The organism is Mesobacterium pallidum (genome assembly GCF_019966535.1).
Taxonomy (GTDB): Bacteria; Pseudomonadota; Alphaproteobacteria; order Rhodobacterales; family Rhodobacteraceae; genus Mesobacterium; species Mesobacterium pallidum.
In genome coordinates this window covers 314,929-332,671 of the sequence record NZ_JAIMID010000004.1, presented here as the reverse complement: position 1 = coordinate 332,671, position 17,743 = coordinate 314,929, and the positions used below count along the sequence as shown (strand labels likewise).

The 17,743-nt window shown below is 68.2% G+C and carries 23 protein-coding genes; 2 read left to right on the top strand and 21 right to left on the bottom strand.

The features are described from left to right. Positions 1-2: 2 nt before the first annotated feature. Together MF270_RS08705 and MF270_RS08700 are read right to left on the bottom strand one after the other, a co-directional pair. Complete coding sequence (locus MF270_RS08705) at positions 3-2,006, bottom strand: phage terminase large subunit family protein (RefSeq protein ID WP_238365484.1); 2,004 nt, start codon at positions 2,004-2,006, stop codon at positions 3-5. Then, positions 1,954-2,550, bottom strand: a complete 597-nt coding sequence (locus MF270_RS08700) for a hypothetical protein (protein WP_238365483.1) — start codon at positions 2,548-2,550, stop codon at positions 1,954-1,956. Before MF270_RS08700 ends, MF270_RS08705 begins: the two co-directional genes overlap by 53 nt. A gap of 111 nt (positions 2,551-2,661) precedes the next feature. Here MF270_RS08700 and MF270_RS08695 point away from each other — a divergent pair, with 111 nt between their 5' ends. After that, on the top strand, positions 2,662-2,934 hold the full coding sequence (locus MF270_RS08695; protein ID WP_036751164.1) for a hypothetical protein: 273 nt from the start codon (positions 2,662-2,664) through the stop codon (positions 2,932-2,934). 95 nt (positions 2,935-3,029) lie between these two features. Further along, positions 3,030-3,617, top strand: a complete 588-nt coding sequence (locus tag MF270_RS08690) for a DUF3489 domain-containing protein (protein ID WP_238365482.1) — start codon at positions 3,030-3,032, stop codon at positions 3,615-3,617. Between the two features lie 53 nt (positions 3,618-3,670). On the opposite strand, the gene MF270_RS08685 is transcribed toward MF270_RS08690, so the two are convergent. The 19 genes from MF270_RS08685 to MF270_RS08595 all read right to left on the bottom strand — a co-directional run bounded on the left by MF270_RS08685 (position 3,671) and on the right by MF270_RS08595 (position 17,723). Continuing rightward, positions 3,671-3,895 carry a DUF7220 family protein gene (locus MF270_RS08685; protein ID WP_238365481.1) on the bottom strand — a complete coding sequence of 75 codons (225 nt, stop codon included), beginning with the start codon at positions 3,893-3,895 and terminating at the stop codon, positions 3,671-3,673. Positions 3,896-3,904: 9 nt separating this feature from the next. Then, positions 3,905-5,002 carry a DNA cytosine methyltransferase gene (locus tag MF270_RS08680; protein ID WP_238365480.1) on the bottom strand — a complete coding sequence of 366 codons (1,098 nt, stop codon included), beginning with the start codon at positions 5,000-5,002 and terminating at the stop codon, positions 3,905-3,907. 1 nt (position 5,003) lies between these two features. Beyond that, positions 5,004-6,383 carry a site-specific DNA-methyltransferase gene (locus MF270_RS08675; RefSeq protein WP_238365479.1) on the bottom strand — a complete coding sequence of 460 codons (1,380 nt, stop codon included), beginning with the start codon at positions 6,381-6,383 and terminating at the stop codon, positions 5,004-5,006. Between the two features lie 269 nt (positions 6,384-6,652). Further along, a complete protein-coding gene (locus MF270_RS08670) occupies positions 6,653-7,222 on the bottom strand; it encodes a hypothetical protein (RefSeq protein ID WP_238365478.1) in 570 nt (189 codons plus the stop codon). Between the two features lie 178 nt (positions 7,223-7,400). Further along, complete coding sequence (locus tag MF270_RS08665; RefSeq protein WP_018303644.1) at positions 7,401-7,781, bottom strand: DUF6362 family protein; 381 nt, start codon at positions 7,779-7,781, stop codon at positions 7,401-7,403. Beyond that, positions 7,774-7,974, bottom strand: coding sequence for a hypothetical protein (locus tag MF270_RS08660; protein ID WP_137457471.1), 201 nt, complete (start codon positions 7,972-7,974; stop codon positions 7,774-7,776). Before MF270_RS08660 ends, MF270_RS08665 begins: the two co-directional genes overlap by 8 nt. Further along, positions 7,971-8,510, bottom strand: a complete 540-nt coding sequence (locus MF270_RS08655; protein ID WP_238365477.1) for a hypothetical protein — start codon at positions 8,508-8,510, stop codon at positions 7,971-7,973. The genes MF270_RS08660 and MF270_RS08655 overlap by 4 nt, the downstream gene beginning before the upstream one ends. A 340-nt stretch (positions 8,511-8,850) precedes the next feature. Beyond that, positions 8,851-9,453 carry a hypothetical protein gene (locus MF270_RS08650; RefSeq protein WP_238365476.1) on the bottom strand — a complete coding sequence of 201 codons (603 nt, stop codon included), beginning with the start codon at positions 9,451-9,453 and terminating at the stop codon, positions 8,851-8,853. Then, on the bottom strand, positions 9,372-11,171 hold the full coding sequence (locus MF270_RS08645) for an AAA family ATPase (protein ID WP_238365475.1): 1,800 nt from the start codon (positions 11,169-11,171) through the stop codon (positions 9,372-9,374). Before MF270_RS08645 ends, MF270_RS08650 begins: the two co-directional genes overlap by 82 nt. After that, entirely contained in the window at positions 11,168-11,935 is a 768-nt protein-coding gene (locus MF270_RS08640; protein WP_238365474.1) for a PD-(D/E)XK nuclease family protein, read from the bottom strand. The genes MF270_RS08645 and MF270_RS08640 overlap by 4 nt, the downstream gene beginning before the upstream one ends. Further along, the gene (locus MF270_RS08635) at positions 11,922-12,320 is read right to left on the bottom strand and encodes a hypothetical protein (RefSeq protein WP_238365473.1); all 399 of its coding nucleotides are present in this window, start codon (positions 12,318-12,320) and stop codon (positions 11,922-11,924) included. Before MF270_RS08635 ends, MF270_RS08640 begins: the two co-directional genes overlap by 14 nt. Then, a complete protein-coding gene (locus MF270_RS08630) occupies positions 12,320-12,730 on the bottom strand; it encodes a DUF6511 domain-containing protein (protein WP_238365472.1) in 411 nt (136 codons plus the stop codon). The genes MF270_RS08635 and MF270_RS08630 overlap by 1 nt, the downstream gene beginning before the upstream one ends. A gap of 3 nt (positions 12,731-12,733) precedes the next feature. Continuing rightward, positions 12,734-14,422 (bottom strand): DEAD/DEAH box helicase, encoded by a 1,689-nt coding sequence (locus MF270_RS08625; protein ID WP_238365471.1) that lies wholly within the window; start codon positions 14,420-14,422, stop codon positions 12,734-12,736. A gap of 14 nt (positions 14,423-14,436) precedes the next feature. Continuing rightward, the gene (locus MF270_RS08620) at positions 14,437-15,060 is read right to left on the bottom strand and encodes a hypothetical protein (protein WP_238365470.1); all 624 of its coding nucleotides are present in this window, start codon (positions 15,058-15,060) and stop codon (positions 14,437-14,439) included. A 101-nt stretch (positions 15,061-15,161) separates the two neighbouring features. After that, on the bottom strand, positions 15,162-16,037 hold the full coding sequence (locus tag MF270_RS08615; RefSeq protein ID WP_238365469.1) for an ATP-binding protein: 876 nt from the start codon (positions 16,035-16,037) through the stop codon (positions 15,162-15,164). Further along, positions 16,037-16,333, bottom strand: a complete 297-nt coding sequence (locus MF270_RS08610; RefSeq protein WP_238365468.1) for a hypothetical protein — start codon at positions 16,331-16,333, stop codon at positions 16,037-16,039. The genes MF270_RS08615 and MF270_RS08610 overlap by 1 nt, the downstream gene beginning before the upstream one ends. A gap of 38 nt (positions 16,334-16,371) precedes the next feature. Beyond that, positions 16,372-16,566: a hypothetical protein gene (locus tag MF270_RS08605; RefSeq protein ID WP_126010870.1), complete on the bottom strand. Its 195-nt coding sequence runs from the start codon at positions 16,564-16,566 to the stop codon at positions 16,372-16,374. Between the two features lie 84 nt (positions 16,567-16,650). Further along, the gene (locus MF270_RS08600) at positions 16,651-17,373 is read right to left on the bottom strand and encodes an RNA polymerase sigma factor (protein WP_238365467.1); all 723 of its coding nucleotides are present in this window, start codon (positions 17,371-17,373) and stop codon (positions 16,651-16,653) included. Positions 17,374-17,483: 110 nt separating this feature from the next. After that, on the bottom strand, positions 17,484-17,723 hold the full coding sequence (locus tag MF270_RS08595; RefSeq protein ID WP_238365466.1) for a hypothetical protein: 240 nt from the start codon (positions 17,721-17,723) through the stop codon (positions 17,484-17,486). Between the last annotated feature and the right edge of the window lie 20 nt (positions 17,724-17,743).

Here is a 17,743-nt window from a genome sequence, read left to right as displayed (position 1 = left end):
GTTCAGAACCATCCTCCGCGCCGTCCGAGCCAGTCGGAGCGGCGCTTGCCCTGCGGGGCCTGTCCCGGTCGGTTGATCTGCCCGGCGGGATCGGTGTCGGTGGGGGCCCCCCCGAGCTGATCCTCGAGGTCGCGCCATTTCTCCTCAGACCAGCGGTCAGCGCCCGCGATCCAGGCGGCGGCGCGGGCATAGACCCGGCAATCCAGCGCCTCGTTGCGCTCGCGGAGCTTCTGCCATTCCAGCCGGGCGAATCCGCGCTTCGTGCGCACCGTCACCAGCTGCTCGGCCACGAACTGCTTCAGCCATTCGTTCTCGACCCAATGCGGCAGATGCACCGAGCCGGGCGGGAACGCCGCCCCGTCGGCCATCTCCTCCTGGGTCGGCCGGGCCAACCGCAGGAAGCGGTAGGTCTCGGCCTTGAAGGTCGACACGGCGACAGTCCAGAGCCGCGCCCCGCGCCGCAGGCGTTTGCCGCCCTCGGTCGCATCGACGAAGGTCGGCCCCGACACCGGGCTCGAGCGGTTGAACCCCTCGACGCCCTTTACCGGCGCCACCTGCGCGAAGCCCTGCGCCCGGGACCAGGAATAGACCGCCGGGGCCTCGTAGCCGGTGTCGATGGCGAGCCGCGCGATCCTGAGATGCGCGCCACGTTCATGCGGCCAAGACCTGTCGAGCAGCGCGGTCAGTTCCGACCAGGCGTCATGCCGATCCGGCCCGCCCTCGATCACGACGTGATCGACGAGCCAGCTTTGCAGCCCGCGGCCCCAAGCCCAGACATCGACCTCGATCCGGTCCTTCTGAACGTCGGCCCCGGCCGTCAGGAACAGCCCGCCCGCAGGCACCGTGCCGGATGTCCAGCGCTCGCGCCGGTCGTAGAGCCGCTGCCAGTCCGGCGCTTCCCCGGTCTCGACCCATGTCTCGCCGAGGATGGTGTTGCGGAAGGCCTTGATCGCCTCGTCCGACCCTTGGGCCGCGTCCCATGCCCGCACGATCCGCTCCCAGCTCAGCCAGCCGATCGGCGAATAGAGCGCGGAGAGGTGATACCCGACCGTGGTCGGATCGGCGGCCGTGGCGGTCGCCCGCCATTCGCCACCCTCCAGCATCGCCGTCTTGTGGTGTTCCGCGATGGGCGTCTCGCAGCCCTCGCAGTGATATTCCGCCGTTTCCGGGCGGCCTTTCTGCCAGCGCAGCCGGTCGAACTTCAGCCACTGCATCGCCCCGCAATGCGGGCATGGCACGAAGAACCGCCGCTGGTCGCTGGCCTCGAACTCCCGCTCGATCCGGCTCAGCCCCCGGATCGTGGGCGTCGAGACCAGCAGCACCTTGCGCCGATGCGCGAATGTCAGCGACCGCGCTTCCGCCAGCGTGACCGGATCGCCTTCCTCGTCGGCCGAGGCCGGATAGGCGTCGACCTCGTCGAGGAAAATGTACCGCGCCGGGGTCGAGCGCAGCCCGACCGCCGAGTTCGCGCCCGTCATGATCAGGATGCCGCCCGCGAACTCCTTCGACAGCATGGTGTTGCCCGCATCGCGGGATCGCGCGGGCTTCACCCGCTCCCGCAGCTCCGGGCTCTCGTCGATCAGCGGGTCGATCCGCTGGCGCGAGTTGCGCTTGGCCAGTTCCACCGTCGGCTGGACGGCCAGCATCGGCCCCGGCGCCTGGTGGATGGTGAACCCGATCCAGTTGTTGCCCGCCTCGGTCGCCCCGACCTGCGCGGCCTTCATGAACACGATCCGCTGCGTGGGATCGCCGGGCGACAGCCGGTCCATGATCTCGCGCATATAAGGAGTGCGCGCCGTCCGGTACCGCCCGGGCTCGGCCGAGGCGCGGCCAGAGAGCATGCGGTGCCGGTCCGCCCATTCGGATACGGTGAGGTCCGGGTCGGGCCGCAGCCCGTTGCCCCAGGCGCGCAGGATCTCGCCCGCGCCGTCGAAGTCCGTCAGTGCGTCATCATCACCGGAAGTCGGGCCGGACCTCGGCGAGTTCGTCGAGGTGGGCGCGTACATGTCTCTCCAGCACCTTCTGCATCGCGGCTGGCTCCACAATGATCTGCCGGCCCGTCGCGTCGCTGCACGAGGCCGAGAGCTCTGCCGCCATCAGCGCCGCCGCGCGTGCAGGCCAGGTCACCCACGTGTCCCGTTCCTCCCGCGCCAGGCGGAACACCAGCGCCAGCGCCCGGGCCCGCTCGATCAACTCCCCCTTCAGCTTCTGCAGCCGGATGCGTCGTTCCTGGGCCTTCAGCACCTCGTTCGCAGTCTTGGCCTGCAGGAAGGTCGTGCCGCCGCCGACCGCCGGCACCGCCAGCCCCTGTTTGCGCAAGGTGTCGCCGACAGCAGCGACCGCCGCCTCGGGGACGGGCTTCAGCTTCGGCGCGGTCGGCTTTCTCGTCTTCGACGGGTCCGTCGTCTCCGCGCGCCGGGCGTCGCTCGCGGCCGCGTTGATGCTGCCGTCGGGATAGAGAACCAGCCGCTCGGCCGTCTTCGCCTTCTGGATCGCGCCGCGCGACAGCCCGACATGCGCGGCGTACTGGCGCTCGCTCATGCCACGCATCGACGGCTCCGATTATCATTCTAAATCATGTGCTTATCGAGTTGATAAGCGTCACGACCGGAGCGAACGTCCGTTCAGAAGGACGATGCAACTCACCACGGAGCCACGACGATGACCACCCGACTGAACCCGATCACCACCCCGCGCCACGAACTCCGCGCCGAAAAGGCGCGCCGGAACAAGGAAGCCGCGCTCGCGGCCTTCATCGGCAAGAAAGCCGAGATCGACGAGATGCTCGCCCGCCTGCAGGCGCTCAGCGACGACCATTTCAACTGCGCCCCCGACGAGGCGGGCTGGGCCATGGTCGGCACCCTCGAACACTACGCCAGCCTGCTGAAGCGCATCACCGACAGCGCCTTCGGCGAGGGCGAACACGCCCGCTGATTTCCGGCCCAGCCGGAACTCCCGCCGCGCGCCCCGCGCGGCTCGGGGTCGTAGAAGGCGCCGCATGACGCGGGCCCGAATACGGAGACGACCCCATGACCAAGCTTTCCGATACCCAGCTCGTGATCCTCAGCGCTGCCGCGCAGCGCGAAGACCGCAACGTCCTGCCACTCCCCGGCTCGCTCCGCGGCGGCGCCGCCGCCAAGGTGGTCGGCGCGCTCCTCTCCCGCAGGCTGGTCGCCGAGACGGCGACCGACAACAGGACCAAGGCCGACGCCTCGCTCAACCGGATCTGGCGCAACGACGAGGACGGCCGCGCCATTCTCCTGCACATCACGGACGCGGGCCTCGCCGCCATCGGCGTCGACCCGGAAGGCGGCGACACCGCGCCCAAGGGCGCCGACGAGGTGCCGAGTGCGGAGGCCTCGCAGGACACCCCTACCGAGCCCGCAGCCGCGCCCAAGGCGCGCACGCCGCGCGAGGGCACCAAGCAGGCCACGCTGATCGCCATGCTGCGCGCGCCGGACGGCGCGACCATCGAGGAGATCATGGCCGCGACGGGCTGGCAGTCGCACACGGTGCGTGGCGCGATGGCCGGGGCGCTGAAGAAGAAGCTCGGGCTCGAGGTGACCTCCGAGAAGGTCGAGAATCGGGGGCGTGTGTACAAGCTCCCCGCCGCCTGAGGCACCGGAGTCCGACAAGCTGATGGCCGCCGTCCCTCCGGGGCGGCGGTCGATCATTTGGCGGTCCGCATCCGGATCGCCTCGAACACCCGCCGCAAGGCGAAGGAACGCACTATCGACACGATAGTGAAGATGGCGCCCATCTTCAGGTTCTGCGCCAGCGTCGTATGCAGGCCGAAGATCGGGAAGATCAGGATCTGCGTCATGACCGCGACGCCGTAGCCGACGATCACGTTGGCGACGGACTCGACCAGAGACATGAGGCGTGACTGCTTCATGCGGCTGCCTCATCCATCGGCCAGCAGTTCAGCCGCGAGAGTTCGCAGCGCATGCGCCGCAACCAGCGGGACCACGCCATTGCCACAGAGGCGAAGGCGGTCCACCCGGTGGGCCAGCCCATCAGCGCCTCGACGAACAGCGGGTTCAAGGTCCGGCGCGCATCGGAGGTACCGCTCCCAGCCCTCGACGTCACCAGGACCTGGCGGCCAAGCAGGCCGTTCACAGGCGTGTTCGCCAAGCTCGTGGCCCCGTCCTTGTGATCCCGCGCCGTCGGCGTCATCCACAGCCCCGCCGAATGGGTCAGGTCGGCAGATCGGCGGTTGCCCGCGCTCGGTTTGCGGCCATCGTTCGCCATCGGCGTCGGCCACATCGCGGCTGTCGTAGCGAGGTTCATCCCGTGCTGACCCGCAGCCTGCGAGGGCGTCGGTTTCATCTGCCGGTTCTCGTTGGCACTGGCCCTCGGGGTCGGCCAGAGCCTCAACAGCTCCGTCCGGTTCCCGCCGCTCGACCGGGTGCCAGAACAGGCGCGCGGGGTCGGCCAGCTCGTCCCCCTCGCGGATGGCGAGAATGAAGAGCCGCTCCCGCTTGTGGGGCGCGCCGACTTCCGCCGCCGTGAAGAGGCCTGCCGCAAGGCGGTAGCCCATGCCGACCAGTCCTGCGGCGACTTCGGGGAAGCCGAGGCGGAGATGATGGGCGACATTCTCGAGGAAGACGAAGGGCGGCTCGATCTCACTGATGATGCGGGCGACATGGGGCCATAGATGGCGCGGGTCGTCTGCACCCCGGCGCTTGCCCGCGACGGAGAACGGCTGGCACGGATAGCCCGCAGTGACGACGTCCACCGCGCCGCGCCAAGGGCGGCCGTCGAAGGTGGCAACATCGTCCCAGACAGGAGCCCGATCCAGGGACGCGTCTTCCATCCGCGCCACGAGAATGGCCGCGGCGTAGGTTTCCCGTTCGACATGGCCCACAGCACGATATCCGGGGAGGGCGATGGCGAGCCCGAGGTCGAGCCCGCCCGCGCCGGAGCAGAGGGAGAGGCCGAAGAGGCATGCGTCTCCGGCCCCGGAAGCGTCTCCGGAGGGATGTAAAGCCAGGTCATGCATGTCACGCGGCGTTCTTGCGCTTTCGCGCGGGTTCTGGGGCGGCGTCCGTGTCCGGCGTCCGGGCTGGTGGTTCGGCGTCGCCGCCCAGCCGCTCGGTTCTCACCTGCGTGAAGGTCCGGCCGTCGCCGTCGAGGATCGCGTCACAGCCGGTTTCGGCCTGCCAGCGTTCAACGGCGACATCGATGTAGGCCGGGCTGATTTCCATGGCGAAGACGCGGCGGCCGTTGGCTTCGCCCGCCATGATCTGCGAGCCGGAGCCAGAGAATGGCTCGTAGCAAAGCCCACCGCGCGCAACATGCTGGCGCATCGGGATGGCGAAGGCGTCGAGCGGTTTCGGCGTCGGGTGGTCGGGCCGCTCGTCCTTGGCAAAGGACGGCATCTCCCAGGTCGAGGGCAGCGTCTGCTCGGCCACCTTCGGCGGGCGGTTCGGGCGGCGCCAGCCCATGAAGCAGGGTTCGTGCTTCCAGAGGTAGTGCGATCGGGTCAGGACGCCCCGGTCCTTCACCCAGATGATCTGCTGGTGGACGAAGGCGCCCGCCTTTTCCCAGCAGGCTTCCAGCATCGCCTGGCGACGGGAGGCGTGCCAGCAGTACCAGGCCGCATCCTCGGTGATCGCTTCGGCCACGGCCGCCGCGATGAACCCGTCGTAGAGCTCCGCGCCTTGAGAACTGTCGTCCCAGGTCGTGCCGTAGGACGCGGACCAGTCCTTGTTGCGGGTCGGATGGTTCGAGCCGTCGTAGTCGACGAGGTACGGCGGGTCTGTCGCGAACAGGATCGCGCGCTCGCCGTTCATCAGGCGGCGCACGTCGTCATGGGATGTGCTGTCTCCGCACAGCAGCCGATGGTCCCCGAGGATCCACAGATCGCCGGTGCGCGAGGCCGGGTTGCGCGGCGGTTCGGGGATGGTCACCGGCGGCACGGAGCCCCCGGCGCCACCCTCTTCTTCACCGCCCCCGTCCGGATCGAAGGCCAGCAGCTTGTCCAGCTCGCCGTCGGAGAAGCCGACCAGCGACAGGTCGAAATCATCGGCCAGCAGGTCGTTCATTTCCGCCGACAGCAGCGCCTCGTCCCACGTCCCGAGTTCGGTCAGCTTGTTGTCCGCGATCCTGTAAGCCCGCCGCTGCGCCTCCGTCAGATGCCCGAGCACGATGACCGGCGCTTCGGTCAGTCCCAGCTGGGTTGCCGCCAGCACGCGCCCGTGGCCCGCGATCAGTTCGCCGTCTTCGGCCACGAGGCAGGGAACGGTCCAGCCGAACTCGGCCATGCTGGCGGCGATCTTCGCGACCTGGTCCGGCCCGTGCGCCTTCGCGTTCTTCGCGTAGGGCTGGAGGCGCGACAGCGGCCACGTCTCGATCGCGTCCGGGGCGAAGCTCAGCGTCATGGTGGGCAAGGTTCCTCGATCGGGTGGATGCCGGTGGCTTCCGGACTCCGGATGCCGCGCCGGACTCCAAGCGGGGTCCACCGGCTACCAGCGGTGTCCGGTCGGAAGGTCAGCGTTCATTGGTGTTAGCGCGGGGCGCGAGTGGGTCCGGCTTCCGGGTGGCTTCCCAAAAATCCGGCCCTGTCGCTGGCGATGTCCCGCGCTTCGCCCGCCAGCATACGAATATCGCCAGGAAGGAACCGCGATGTCGGGCGTGACCCGCCCGACCTTTACGGGTGACGGGCGAACCGAATTTCCACGGTGCTGTTGCTCGCCACTAATCGGACGAGGACGTTTGGTATCTCGGGCAAAGAAACAGCTTGCGGTTCATCTGGCGCTGCCACCTGCGACTCCAAGTATTCGTCAAGCCTGAGGCGCTCGAATCCTTCTACCTTCTCGGAAGCACGGCCTAGCGCCATGGCCAAGAACACGCCGCCCAGTGAAGGCTCGAGCCTCTCGGAAGCCTCGATCACCTCCCCAAATCTGAGCACGAGATCGACCTCATCTCGTGCCAAGGTTTGATTGAGATCGAGAGAGCGTGGAATAAAGATGCTTCCGTGCGCGATACCATCCTGTAGTCGACTGAGATTAGGAAAGCAGTCAAGCCTCAAAAGCTTGTCGCCGACGTATCCGCCACCGTCGAACTCGCGGAACTGCACTGCAGTCATTGAAACGTTGGGGTCGCTCAGTTCGGCCTCAGCGGCTTTAACCGCATCTTCCTGATTGGCGAAGAAGTCGCGAAAGATTTCTGAACTGCCCGAATAGCTTTCCGCAAAGTATGGAGTATTCTTGTCCAGCATTCGGGCAGTCTCAGATCATTCTGGCATTGCGGTTGGGTTGGCTTCGATCAATGTCTGTCTAGACGGACGATCGACAAGATCTAGCGAATGCTTTCCAGCGCACTCTCCCCATCTTGCCTTCGGAATAGCATGGATCTGTTGCAGATGTCGAAGGGAAAAGTGTTGCAACACATTGGAGTCACTGCGCATTCAGGCGCGCAGCGATCTTGGTCAGCGCGAGCTGCCAGCGCCGCCATGCCGTCGTGCGGTCGCAGCCGAGCTCTCCGCTGATCTGTTTCCACGGCACCCGGGCCGCGCGCGACCAGACCAGCTTGCGCTCCGCCTCCTCGATCCAGAGCACCCAGTCGAAGGTCTGCTCGAGCCGGGTGATCGCGGCGGCCGAGGGCCAGACCCGCATCGGCTGCGGCTCCATCGCCGCGATCTCGCGGCTGGTCCGCACGATGTCGGGCCAGGTGTTGAAGTAGCCCTGCGCCTTCACCGGCGGCAGCTTGCGCAGGGTGCGGAACGCCTCCTCGAAATGATCGGCGACGCAGTCGGCGGTCCATTCGCGATCAGCCATGACGCGCCTCCCTGTCGGCAGGGCGCGGGCCGTAGAGCTTCTCGCCGAGCTGTCGGACCAGTTCACGCTCGGGCCAGGTGAGGCGGTCGTCATCGGCGGAGACCGCGAGGACGCCCTGTTCGTGCCAGCCCTCGCGCTTGACCTGTTCGGGATCCCGGCGCCGACCGCCGTAGCCGTGGGGGTGCCATCTCATGCGACACCTCCGTTCGTCTCGATCGCCCAGAGCAGGAGCGCGATGGCGTCGGCCTCGTTGTCGTCGGCGGGGCTGAAGCCTCGGGCGCGGACGGCCGCGACCATGGCGGCCTTGTCGGCGTTGCCCTTGCCAGCGGCATGGCGCTTGATCGTGCCGATCGGGACACCCTCGTAGGGCACGCCGCGCAGCTCAGCCCATGCGGTCAGCGTGGCCATGAGCCCGCCGTAGATGTGGCTCGCGTCGGTGCCCGCGTGGCGGCGGACTTCCTCGAACCAGATGGCGGCGACAGGACCGGACAGCCGGTCGATCTCGGTGAGCCAGTTGGTGAAGCGCAAGTAGCGCATGCCGCCGCCGTCGAATCGGCCGGGGCGCAGCGAGACGGTGCCGCTGGTGATCAGGCCGTCATGGCCGCGGATCGCCCAGCCGGTCGAGGTGCCGAGGTCGAGCGCGAGGATGCAGCGGTTGCGGGGCGTGTCGAGCGGCAGCGATTCAAACCTTGCGCCGTCGCAATTCGGGATCAGAGTCGGCTGAGCCATGATGGGTCTCCTTTGCCGGTGGCCTGTGGTGGTGGAAGACGACGGCGGTCTGGTGCTTGGCGGTACGGGGCCGCCGTCGTCGGATCGGGAAGCACAACAGACCGTCACGGCGGCGCGCGCGGCTGACCCGGACGTATGGGAGGAGTGGCCAACCCTGTGGGGTGGCCCTCCCATACGTAGTATGGGGGTTTGACACCTAACTGTTCCGAGGCGTTCAAGTGGCTGAAATCATTGCGGAATAAGACTTCATGAAGTCTTCGGGCATGAGTTAGGGACCTAACTCTTATTTCCCCGTAACCCGTTGATTTCCTTGAGTGCACAGTTGGCGCTGTCATATGAGTCAGGCCTCACTCATATGAGTGAGGTCGTCCTCCAGCCCGTCCGGGTAGACCCAGACGGCGGGATTTTCGACCTGCAGGCAGAGCCCGGACTGGGGGCATTTGAAGTGGCTTGGCAGGACTTGGCGGACCTCCGTGGTGACCTCGCCGGTGGCCGGATCGACATGATCGGCGGGTGCGCCGAACTGCATGCCCTCGACGCAGAGATAGCCGAACCGCGACCGGGTGATGGGAAAGCCGAACCCCGAGGGGTCGCGCAGGAACTTCACGAAGCCTTTGGTCGCCAGCACGCTGAGGCGCTCGCGGATGGTGTGCTTGCTGCCCAGACCGCCCCGGTTCTCGAAGGTCTCGGCGAACTGCATCGCGGTGTAGAGGCGCTCGCTGGCCGCCTCGTCCAGCAGCATGCCGAGGATGACATCATGCTTGCGCAGCCGCTCGGCATCGAGCCTGGCGCCGACCTCCTTGCGCACCAGGCGCTCGTTCATCGGGTTCAGCTCGACCCATTCGCCCTTCACCTTGTCGATCAGCTTGCCCGGCAGCGCGGGGCCGTTCCGCAGCTCGATCTCCAGCCTGCGGACGCTGCTGTCCTCGTCGGGGCGGTGCATGAGCAGTCCCGAGGTGTAGAAACCCCGCAGCGCGCTGGCGCCGGAGAGCGCGAGAAAGGGTCGTCCTTGACCTGGTGCTTGCTGGCCTTGCGGGTGTGGTGGGCGAGGATGACGCCCGCGTCCGGATTGACCGCCTCGCGCAGGAGCTCCACCCGGTCCTTCAGGAAGAACATCATGGCGGTGTTGTCGTTCTCGCCGCCCCCCTCAGGTCCGCCATCGAAGAGGTTGCGGATCGGGTCGATGACGATGATGTCGGGCGGCGCGTCGGGGAATGCGGCCCGGATCGCCTCGGCCACGCGGGCGACGCCCTCCGCGTCGAGCAGCAGCTTCAGCTTCGGCGTGGCGATGAAGGTGTCGCGCGCGGCGGCGATCACGGCGGCGGGCAGCGCGATCTGCTGCATGCGCTCGCGCAGGTAGTGATACTGGATCTCGGCCTGCAGGTAGAACACGCGCAGCGGCCGGGGCGGCGTGAAGCCGAGGAACGGCACGCCAGCGGCCATGTGCACGAGCCAGGAGATCAGGAAGTCGCTCTTGCCGACCTTGGGCGCGCCGCCAAGCACCAGGAGCCCGCCCGGCGTCAGCACGCGCGGCCCGATGATGTCCTCGGGCATGGGGCTCGTGTCGTCGAGCAGAGCGCCGAGGCTGAAGGTCGGCAGTGGGCTGATCGAGACACCCGCGTGGGCCGCGCGCAGGAGCGGCGGACCGTTGCGCTTCACATGCAGCTCCCAGAGCCGTTCGGACTCGGCCTGCAGCCGATCGAGCGGCCAGGACGGGCGCAGCATGGCGGCGTTGTAGCCGCAGATCGCCTCCCAGCCCGCGGAGGGGTCGAGGCGGCCCTCGTGCACCAGGCGCACGTAATGGCCGATGGCGGCGCTCGCCCCCTGGAACCGGGACCAGTCGTCGATCGCGCCTTCGCGCACCGGCGTGGTGAGCACGGCGTCGATGCTTGGCTTCGCGGTCGGCGCGGTGGCGACGCTGGCGAAGCCCACGCCCGGCAGCGGCGGCATGTCTGCGACCTTTTCCGCGAAATCCGCGAGGTCCACCTCGGCCGCGCGATGTTCGCGGATCTGCACGAGGCGCTGATGGCCGTGCTTGTGATAGACCGTGCCCGGCACCCGGATCGGCTGGTGTGCCGAGCGGAAATGCGTGTCGCCGCCGACCTTCACCGCGATCTCGCCCCGCAGGCGGCACAAGGTGGCCAGATCCTCTCCCTCGGCCGGTTCGGTCAGTTTCCACCAGACATGGAGCTTGGCCGCACCCTCGGGTGTACGCCCGCCGCTTTCGATGATGAGCGTTGGCGGGCCGAGGTGGCGGGTGACATGATCCAGCTTGGCCGGGATGTCGCCCGCATCGAGATCGACGACGATGGCCTGCATCTGCAGCACGTCGGCGGCGCGGGCCTGGCCCTGTTCCTCGACCGTGCCGGGGATGACATAGACCGCCGCGCCCTCGCGGTTCGCCCACGCGGCGAAGGTCGCGAGCTTTCCCGGCGCGGTGTCGTCGGCCGTGATCCAGATGTTGTGCGGCTTGCCGTCCCGGCCCTGACCCTTGTCGACGAAGCCGCGCAGCGGGATCAGCCCCTCGCACCAGCTGAACACGGTGTCGAGGAACACGGCGATCTGCTCGGGGTCAGGGTCGCACCCGAAGGGGTTCTCGGACGGCGGCCCGTCGTTGAAGTCCATCCACGGGTTGAAATGCAAGATGCCGTCGTCGCTCATGTGGGAAGCCTCCAGCAGCGCTCGGACCACGGGCAGAAGCGGCATTCGAAGAAGTCGGGCGTGGTGGCGACGCGTGGCAGAAGCTCGCCCGCATCGGTCGCCTGCAGGATCCGCACGCCCCGGTCGGACATGCGCTGCGCGAGATCCGCGTCGAAGGGCACCAGCTCATGGTGAAGCTCGGCGGTGTCCTTGTTGATCGCGGTGAAGAGCGCCGGCGCGGCCGAGATGCCGGGGACCGCCCCTTCCATGTAGGCTTGGTAGAGGGCGATCTGGGCCGCGTAGACCGGCTTGGATTTCGTGACGCCGTCCTTGATGCAGGCGCGCCAGTTCTTCGCGTTCATCGTCTTGCATTCCCAGAGCGCGGGAACGGCGAGACCGAAGCCATCGGGCCCGGATGCGATGATGCCGTCGACATGACCGCGGATGCGCCCGCCCGCGACGGAGAACCCGAACTGGCCGCCATCTGGCCGGTTGCCCTTGCGCGTGTAGAGGTCGAAGCCCGCGCCGCGCAGCCAGGCGACGGCCAGATCCTCGAGCGCGTGGCCGATGGCGAAGATGCGCAGCGACTGGCCGCTGAAGTCCTGGCCCTCGTCCTTCGGCGTCGCCGTGAACTCGAACTGCAGGGCACGCTCGCAGGCATGGCCGAGGCGGGATCCGCCGAGATAGTCGCGGGGCGGCCGCGTAGCCTGATCGGCGGTCAGCGCCCGATCGACGGCGGCGTTGACCCGGTCGGCGAAGCTGGGGCGGCGGTTATAGTCCAGCATGCTGGACTCCCTCGTAGCTGCGGTGGGCGAGCCCGTGGCAGGTCGAGCAGAGCCATTCGACCGAGAGCGGCGCGTCATAGTCGTGGTGATGCGCTTCGAGATCGGTCACGCAGCTGCAGCGCTGACACCAGACCGGCACGATGATCCGGCACGCCTTGACGGCGCTCCTGACGATGCTGTGCGCTCGGTTCTTCTCGGCGTGGCGCAGCCGATAGCGGCGCTGCGCCTCCCGATGCCTTTCGGGATCGCGGAAGTTCTGCGCATAGGCACGCTGATATTCCCGGCGGCAATCCCGGCACCAAGCCTGTAGGCCATCGGGGCTCCGGCGCCGCACGCCAAACTCCACCGCCGTCTTCTCTTCGCTGCATTTGCTGCACGTTTTCATTAGAACGGCACCTCCGGCGCGTTGGCCCTTGCGATGTCGGACATGGCCTCGCGGAAGCCCTCGACGGCCTCCTCGATCAGCGCGCGCACCTGCGCCTCGGTCAGATCCGCAAGCGGGGTGGCCCAGCCGATCTCGTCCATCAGCAGGGCGACGCGCTTCATGGTGGCGGTGATCGCGGCGCGCTCCTCCTCGGTCAGGTCAACCATGGCGAAACGCTCCCTGGCCAAGCGCGTCCAGAAGGACTGGCAGGGCATCGAGCAGAACCAGACCGAGGGCCGGGGCCGCTTCGACCGGTGCGGATCGAACCAGCCAAAGCCACGGGTGGGTTGCCGGCAGACAGCACAGAGCGTTCCACGCGGATGCCAGAGCCGCCGCCGGTTCTCGGCTGTGATTGGGGTTGAGGTGGACATGGATCATGCCGCCCTCCGTTCGGGGCTGGCCGCGCTGTCGATCAGCTGCCGGATGGCGCGCTTGTTGAAACCGAAGGTCATCAGCGCCGAGGCGCGGTAGCGCGTCAGGCCGAAGTCATGGCGGCACTCGGGCGGCAGGTACTGCAGCTGCTTCTCGGTCGGCGGCTGGCGCAGCCAGGACCGGGTCTTGAAGGCGCTCTCGTCGGTCTCGTGGGTGTTCAGCCAGTCGTCGGCCTGCGCGAGGCAGACAGTGCGCTCACCGACACCCAACAGGTGGGGGCGATCGCCCTTCGCCCCGCCGATGGCGTACCAGACCCCGTCCAGCCAGAAGATGCCGCCCCAGGCTGTGAAGCCCGTGGCCATCAGCGCGTCGTCCGTGCCGTAGAGGTCGACCCAGGCGAAGCTGGACCGCTTCAGCAGGTCGATTTCCGTCATCATGAAGCCCGACAGCGGCGCAGCACCGCCACCTTCACCGGTCTCTTCGTCCTCCCGCGGGAACGCCTCGCCGCAGAGCGGGCATTCGGTGGCGGCCAGCGGGATCTCCGCCTCGCAGGCAGGACAGGTCTTGGTCGGCGCCTCGCCGGTTTCGGTCTTGCCGTCGAGATCGACATCCTGTTCCAGCGTGCCGTGGATCAGGCTCGACGTCCCGAAATCCAGAACGACGCAGTCGGTCTTCACGATGCCCGGGTGTTCCTCGGGATCGACGGTGCGCAGGCCGCGCCCGACCATCTGGATCATGGTGGACTTGTAGGAGCTGGGCCGCAGCAGCACGACGCAGGAGGTTGGCGGATGGTCCCAGCCCTCGGTCAGCACCGCCACGTTGACGACGACGCGGATGCTGCCCGCCGCGTAGTCGGCGAGGATCGCCTTGCGGGTCTCGGCCGCCAGATCGCCGTGGATCAGCACGGCGGACACGCCGGCTGCCCTGAACGCGTCGGTGACGTGCTCGGCGTGGGCCACAGTGGAGCAGAACACCACGGTCTGCCGGTCGCCCGCCTTCTCCTTCCAGTGGCGGATCACCTCGTCGGTGACGGGGGCGCGGTCCATGATGCCGGCCACTTCCGCCATGTCGAAATCCGACATGGTCTTGCGGACCGAGCGCAGCTCGTCCTGCACGCCCACGTCGATGACGAAGGTGCGCGGCGGCACCAGATGGCCCGAGGCGATCAGTTCGCCCAGCCGCACCTGATCGGCCACGTTGTCGAAGACCTCGCGCAGGCCCTTCCTGTCGCCCCGGTTCGGCGTCGCCGTGACCCCGAAGATGCGGGCGTCGGGATTGGCCTCGCGCACCCGGTCGATGATGCGGCGGTAGCTGTCGGCGACGGCATGGTGCGCCTCATCCACGACCAGCAGATCGAGGCGCGGCATGTCGGCGAGGTTCGAAGCCCGCGCCAGCGTCGGCACCATGGCGAAGGCCACCTGGCCGCCCCAGGACTTTTCCGTGGCGTCGATGACCGAGGTGGCGACGCCCGGCACCACGCGCTGGAACTTGGTGCGGTTCTGCGCCGTCAGCTCGTCGCGATGCGCCAGCACGCAGGCCTTGGCCCCGTCGCCGATCATCTCGCCGGTGACCGCCGAGAGCATGATGGTCTTGCCCGCACCGGTGGGTGCCACGCCCAGCGTGTTGCCGCGGGAGGCGAGCGCAGCCACGCTGCGCTCGACGAAGGTCTTCTGGCGGGGGCGCAGGCGCATGGCCGGTCTCCCCCTTACTGCGCCCAGCTCGGCCGACCGGCGGCGCCGGTGGCGGATGCGGGCTGGCTGGGCTGGGTGGCCGTGGTGGGCTGCTGCGCGGCGTGGCCCTGCGCAGGGGCGGCGGAGACCTGCGGCGCGACCGTGCCCATCAACGCGGCATAGTCACGGTGATCGGGGGTGACCGCGGCGCGGATCTCGTTCTTGTCCTCGCCGTTGGTGTCGGTGCCGATGTCGATGCGGGCGACGAACTCGACACCGTCGAGATCGCCGAACCCGTTGATGCGGCGGCGGGCCTGCGCCTCGGGCGAGTTGTCCTTGTCGGACACGCCGCGCGCCGAGTTGAGGATGCCGCGGATCAGTCCGCGCCCCATGTTGGCCCAGTCCGGGCCCTTCGGGCTGTAGAGGCCGATCAGCGACCAGACCTTGCGCCGGGCATAGGGGCCTTCGAGCACAGTGTATTCGGCATCGAGATAGACGGCGCCGGTGGTGGCGCGGCGCGCCCAGCCACCGGTCCAGCCCTGCGAGGGGTCGTCGAAGCCGCCGGGGCGGAGCGTCAGACGCACCTTGGCGAGCGTGCCCTTGGGGATGACGTTGGTGTTGGATTGGGCGGAGTTGAAGTCGTTCCAGGGTCCGGACATTGCGCGGCTCCTTTCAGTTGGAGGATGGGACGCGCAGCGGCGTCAGATGGGAAAAGCCACCCCGGCGACCGGATCGGGACACCGGGCATGGCAAGAGGCGCTCAGCCATGTCCGGGCTCCTGCGCGGGCGCGGGATCGGTGGGCGTCACCGGCGGCCAGGTCAGGCGTTCGGAGGCAGGCGCCGCGGGGCGCTGGATCTTCTCCATCAGCCGTCCGAGATGCGGGGCCTCGACCCGGTCGAGGCGACCGGAGCGGTCCTTGGCGGGATACCCCCAGGGGTTCAGCGTCTGGCAGACGAAGGCGCGCTGCGGCTGGCCGCCGGGGTCCGGGATGTCGGCCATGGTGATGACCTGATCCACGATGCCCGGCAGCTCGAGCCCGGTCTTCGAGCCGTCGATCTGGGGATGGAAGACCTTGCGATTGAAGTCGTCGAGCCGCTCGTCGAGGATGCCCACGAACCAGACATGCTTGCCGCGCGTGTGCTGCAGATGGGTCAGCCAGCCGATCATCTCGCGGCCATGCAGCCCGTAGGCGCCGCGGATGTCGGGCTTGCCGGTCTTCTCGGAGAACGCCTCGGGCTGCCCACGGCACCATTGGAAGCAGAGCCGCCCGGCAACGGTGATCGAGTCGATGAAGACGGTCTCGTACTTCCCGATCACCGCCGGATCGCCGTAGCGCCCGCAGACCTCGTCGAAATGCGCCTGGCTGTAGGGCTGATCCTCGCGCAGCGCCGGGTTCGGCCCGCCGATGAACACCGCGAAATCGCGGCATTCCTTCCAGGTGCGGGGCCGGAGCGTGTCGATCTCCAGCCCCTCGACCGCCAGATCCCCGGCCTCGAGGTCGAGGAAGAGCGTGGTCGAGGCATTCAGCGTCCAGAGCAGGCTGGTCTTGCCGATGCCGGACCGGCCGAAGATGACGCCCTTGATCCCCTTGCGCTGCGCGAGCCGCTCGTCGGCGCCGATGATTGGAAGGGCCATCACTGGCCCTCCTTCTTCATGACTGCGGCGGCGGCGCGATCTGCACCGATGCATCCGGCCTCGCGGGCGAGCTTGTAGAGCCGCTTCAGCGCATCGGCGCGGCGGTAGGCGGCCGTGCTCTCGCGCTCCGCTTCCACGATCGCGAAGGCGATCTCGTCGACGGTCGCCTCGACGACCGGCAGCGGCTCGCGCGGCTCGTCACCCGCGCGCTGCGGGAAGGCGATGGTTTCGGGGAGATCTTCGAGCGCGTAGCTCGCCTTGCGAAGACGGGTGATGTCGTCCGGCTGGTCCGGCATGGCGGTTCTCCGTGAGATGAATTGATCGAGGAGGCCCATCAGGCGGCCTCGCGGGCGTCGGGCGCGGGCTCGGCGACGTAGATCGCCAGCAGTGGCGTCCCGTCGGCGTGGGTGCCGGCGTCCTCGATCTGATAGTTGCGGTTGGGCTCGCAGACCTCGGTCAGCTCCCAGCGGCGATAGAGCCCCGGAAGACGCCTGAAATCCTCGAGCGACAGATCGGCAGTGCGGTTCATGCGTGTCTGCTTTCGGTTGGAGGGAAGGCGCTCTGGGCGCTCGAATGGAAAAAGCCACCGGCGGGACCGGATCGGGACATCGGCTCAGGGGATTTCCTCGAGGGCAGCGTGCAGCCGGCGCATCGCGCGCTGGTACCGCTTGCGGGCGGCGGCTTCGGTCAGGCCCAGCTCGACCGCGACCTCGGCCTGCGAGAAGCCCTCGATCGCCACGCGGATCACCAGCAGGGCGTCGTCGCCGAGCAGCTTCCGCACGGCGCCGTTCAGCTTTGCGTACCCGGCCGCGCCGATCCCGCTGTCGCCGCTGTCCGCCACCTCGTCGGGATCGGCGCCGCTGGCGAGATGTTCGCGCGCCGTGTCACGCTGGCGCACGCGGATCATGTCGCGCTCGACGTTGCGCAGCACCGTGGCCGCGATCCAGTTGACGCGCCCGAGGTCGAGGCTGCGGACCGCCTCGGTGGTGCGCGCCAAAACGTCGGACGCGATCTCGTCGGCGCTGCCGAGCCTGCGCCAGAGCGACCGGCGGCGGATGGCGTCAAGGCCGGGCCAGAGCGCCAGCAACAGCAGCGTCAGCGCGCAGTCGGACGCGGGCCCGTCGCCCTGAGCCGCCCCGACCAGCGCGGCGAGGATCACGTTCTTCCGGGCCGGATCGCCGGCGGTGCGGTGCAGCCCGTCCAGCAGGGTCGCCGGATCGCGGAACGGCGCGAGGGCGGCCTGCGTGCGCCGGATGGCGTCGAAACTGCGCTGGAAGTTAAGCTTGGAAGATGAATCGGTAAGATGATCGCGGATCGCGTGCCACGCGATGGACATTGGACGCCTGCCTTGCGGCCAGGCGTCCGGCGCCTTCTCGTGGCCAGGTCAGGACGTCGCGCGTCTCTTGGATTTCAGGGGGTTGGGTGAATGCGCGCGTTGCCGCGCGCTTACGGCTTGCTCGTCACGTTCAGCGACCCGCAGCCGGGACAGGTCGCAAGCACCGGAAACCCGACAACATAATCGAGCGGCTTCCGGCGGATCTGCATCTGACTGCCGTTGGTCTTGCCGAGGAGCCTCCCGCAGTCATGGCACCGCCACTCCCGCGTGAATTCGGCGTCCATGGCGCCGCTTCCGGCGCCAAAAGGGCGACGCGACCGATCGATGCTGTGTTTGGAATGTTGGTTCATGCGGCGCCTTTCTTCTTGGC